This is a genomic window from Sporanaerobacter acetigenes DSM 13106 (genome assembly GCF_900130025.1).
Classification (GTDB): domain Bacteria; phylum Bacillota; class Clostridia; order Tissierellales; family Sporanaerobacteraceae; genus Sporanaerobacter; species Sporanaerobacter acetigenes.
On the sequence record NZ_FQXR01000033.1, the window covers coordinates 1 to 3,002 of the forward strand.

The following is a 3,002-nucleotide window of genomic DNA, read 5'->3' on the forward strand; positions in this document are numbered from 1 at the left end:
AGATTCAATTCCAGAGGGATACAAAATTCCTAACAAAGAATAGATTAGCATAAATACCTCATCTTGAAAAGGTGGGGGCTATTTGACGCTTACCTACCAGTAACATTAGTCCTATGATTATAATATAATTCTTATCTTTATTAGTAACTATAGCATCTGCTAAATATTTCAATATATATATATTAAACACATTAATTAAGCTAGTAATAATTGATGATGCAATAATTAATAATATATATCTCTTGTCAATTTTCCAAGAATACACAATTATACTCTTTATATTGCAAAAAAATTTTCTTATGTCATTAATTTCTTGATTAGTTTTCACTATAATCACCTTTTTTGATATAATTTAATACATACTCAAGTTGTGTATCTTTCCCTTTAACATAATCTTCAATACTAGGTTCAACTAAAATATTAGGTATAATACCTATATTTTGAATATTTTGTTCATCATATGTTTTTACATTAAAAATACTAAGAGACACTATTGACTCATTAGATAATGGAAACATTCCTATCATACCAGTTGCACCTCTTGAATTAGTTCCAATAATTTCAATATTTTTTATTTGTTTACAATATGCTAAAAAATCATCCACTGCTGAACCAGATTTATATGAAGAAAGAACAAATGCTTTTCCTTGAAAATAAATCGGTTCTAATTTAGTCATTATCTTATTATTTGTATCTAAATCTATTTCTTCAAGATATTGATTTCCCATCATCTTTAAACCTTTTTCAACTTCTTCTATAGTTGTTGTTATTGGCATTGTTGTTGTCACTGATTGAATTGATGCTATAGATACTAAGTAATTATCTTTTTTTTGAACATATCCTATTTCATCTTTTAATTCTAACCCAAATATTTTTGTTAATATTAACTTCCCATTTTCTGAATTCCCACCATTATTTTCTCTTACATCAAGTATGATATCTGAAGAATTTTTTAAAAAAGGATATATATTGTTTTCGAATTCAAAAATCATGTTATTGTCAAAAAAGCTTTTAATTTTAATATAATATTTTCCTTCTTCTATCTGAAGTAATGTGTAATTGTCACTATTATATATTTTATTAAACTTTTTTGTAGTTAGTTTTTTTGGTGATTTAAAATCATATTTATCATAATCATTATATCCTATATAATAATTCATTTTGACTGTTTCTTTATTATTAAAACTAGGTTTAACTATTTCCATTTCAATACTAGTACCAATTTCTCCATATTCTAATCTTTTTATTGCTTCACTATCAATAGCACCTTTGGTCTTAACAGGAATTAAAGGTTTCATATATAGATTAATATAATCTTTTGCAGACATTCCTTCGATAGTAACTATCTCAGAGCCTATAGGTATATTATTTTCTCCTACCTTTGAAATTATATAATATTTCCCTTGAAAAAAATCAAATTTATATGGCAAGAATCCAACATGTTTCTTTACTTCATCATTAGGAAAAATTATTGCATGTCCATCATCCAATAATGATAATAATTTTTGCTCAATAACAAGTTTATCATATTCATTTGAAATCATCGAAAGATCAGATATTGCTTGTACATATCCATCATTCCATTTTTTTAACTTGTCCTCACCCCAAAATGGTGAATACTGTAATCCTATATTCCATATTTGACTTATACTTAAAATATCATCCTTTAATTTTATTTTTTCTTTATTCTTTATAATTATTGAACCATTATGATTTGAACATCCACATAAACCACAAACAAGTAAACATAATATAATTAATTTTTTCATAAATTTTTACCTCCAAATATATTATTAGTTTATTCCTCTAATAATTTTTACACAAAACAAATTAAATTAGGATAGTATCATAAAAATTGTTTGAAAAAATATATTTATTTTATTAACATAAGTTTAAGATTTAATATAAAATAATTTTTAGATAATAACTATTGTTTATTATTCGTCTATATAATCTACAATATTCCATACATTTTACTTTACCTTTACAATATAAAAACTATAATTACACTATTTTTATTCTTTTATTGTGAATTTTTCAAAATCATTAATGGATTATATTCTAAATTCTTGTCCTTATTTAATATTTATACAGTTGCTTCAATAAAAATATAAAAACCCCTTCTTTTCTTCTCTCCCTATTTTCGACATTATTTTTTTGTTAATGCATAAGCTTCAAAACTAACCCACATTCCCAGTCAATACTTTCTATGAAATAATACCTATAATTGATGCTTAAAGATATTAATATTTTTCTTACTGAAGTAAGTTTTAAAACTAGTAGTTGTCACTGCAATATATACACGTTGATCAAATAAACAAGGTATTGCTTGCTTTGTAGCAACACAATACTCTCCTGATTTTGTATAGAAAAAAGTTGATTTATCAAGTTTTTCCTCACCAACTTTTGCTCATAGGGGCTAGTGATAAAAGAATAAGGCAGTATCGCTACGTATTTATTGTAGTTATTGATTTTAAGTTTTTGTGATTTTTTCGTAATATTTATTTCTTGTGAAACAAAACAGTAAGCATCAAGATAAACATTGCCTAATTTAGTTGTAACCAAATTTAACTTTCACCAAAACTTTCATCATAATAAGTATAACATATTTAATTTGTAATTTTTGTCATATTCTGTCTTTGGAAATTGTTTTCTTTCGACATTATTGTACATACAATGAGATTTATTCTAATTATGTAAGCGTCAATTCTAGCCCACATTTCCAACCAATACTTTCTATGAGATAATATCTTTAAACATCAATAAAGGAGGTTGTCTCAAATGACTGAAAGAGAACTTTGGACTAAAAGAATTGAAGATTACAGAGCTAGTGACTTAACAGCAGTTAAATGGTGTGAAGAAAACAATGTTCCTGTTCATAAACTTAGATATAAGATTACTCAATTCAACAAAGAAAAGAAACAAACACTCAAAGAAACACAGTGGGCATCAGTTATTCCTGAAAAACCAGTAGCTGAAAAAGAAACTTATCCATCATTAAA

The 3,002-nt window shown here is 25.0% G+C and carries 2 protein-coding genes; one reads left to right on the forward strand and one right to left on the reverse strand.

The features are described 5' to 3' along the window. Positions 1 to 317 precede the first annotated feature (317 nt). Positions 318 to 1,769, reverse strand: a complete 1,452-nt coding sequence (locus tag BUA21_RS14395) for a S41 family peptidase (RefSeq protein WP_072745513.1) — start codon at positions 1,767 to 1,769, stop codon at positions 318 to 320. A gap of 1,012 nt (positions 1,770 to 2,781) precedes the next feature. Here BUA21_RS14395 and tnpA point away from each other — a divergent pair. After that, positions 2,782 to 3,002: IS66 family insertion sequence element accessory protein TnpA (gene tnpA, locus BUA21_RS14400; protein WP_200796579.1), on the forward strand; the 221-nt coding region annotated here is incomplete at its 3' end.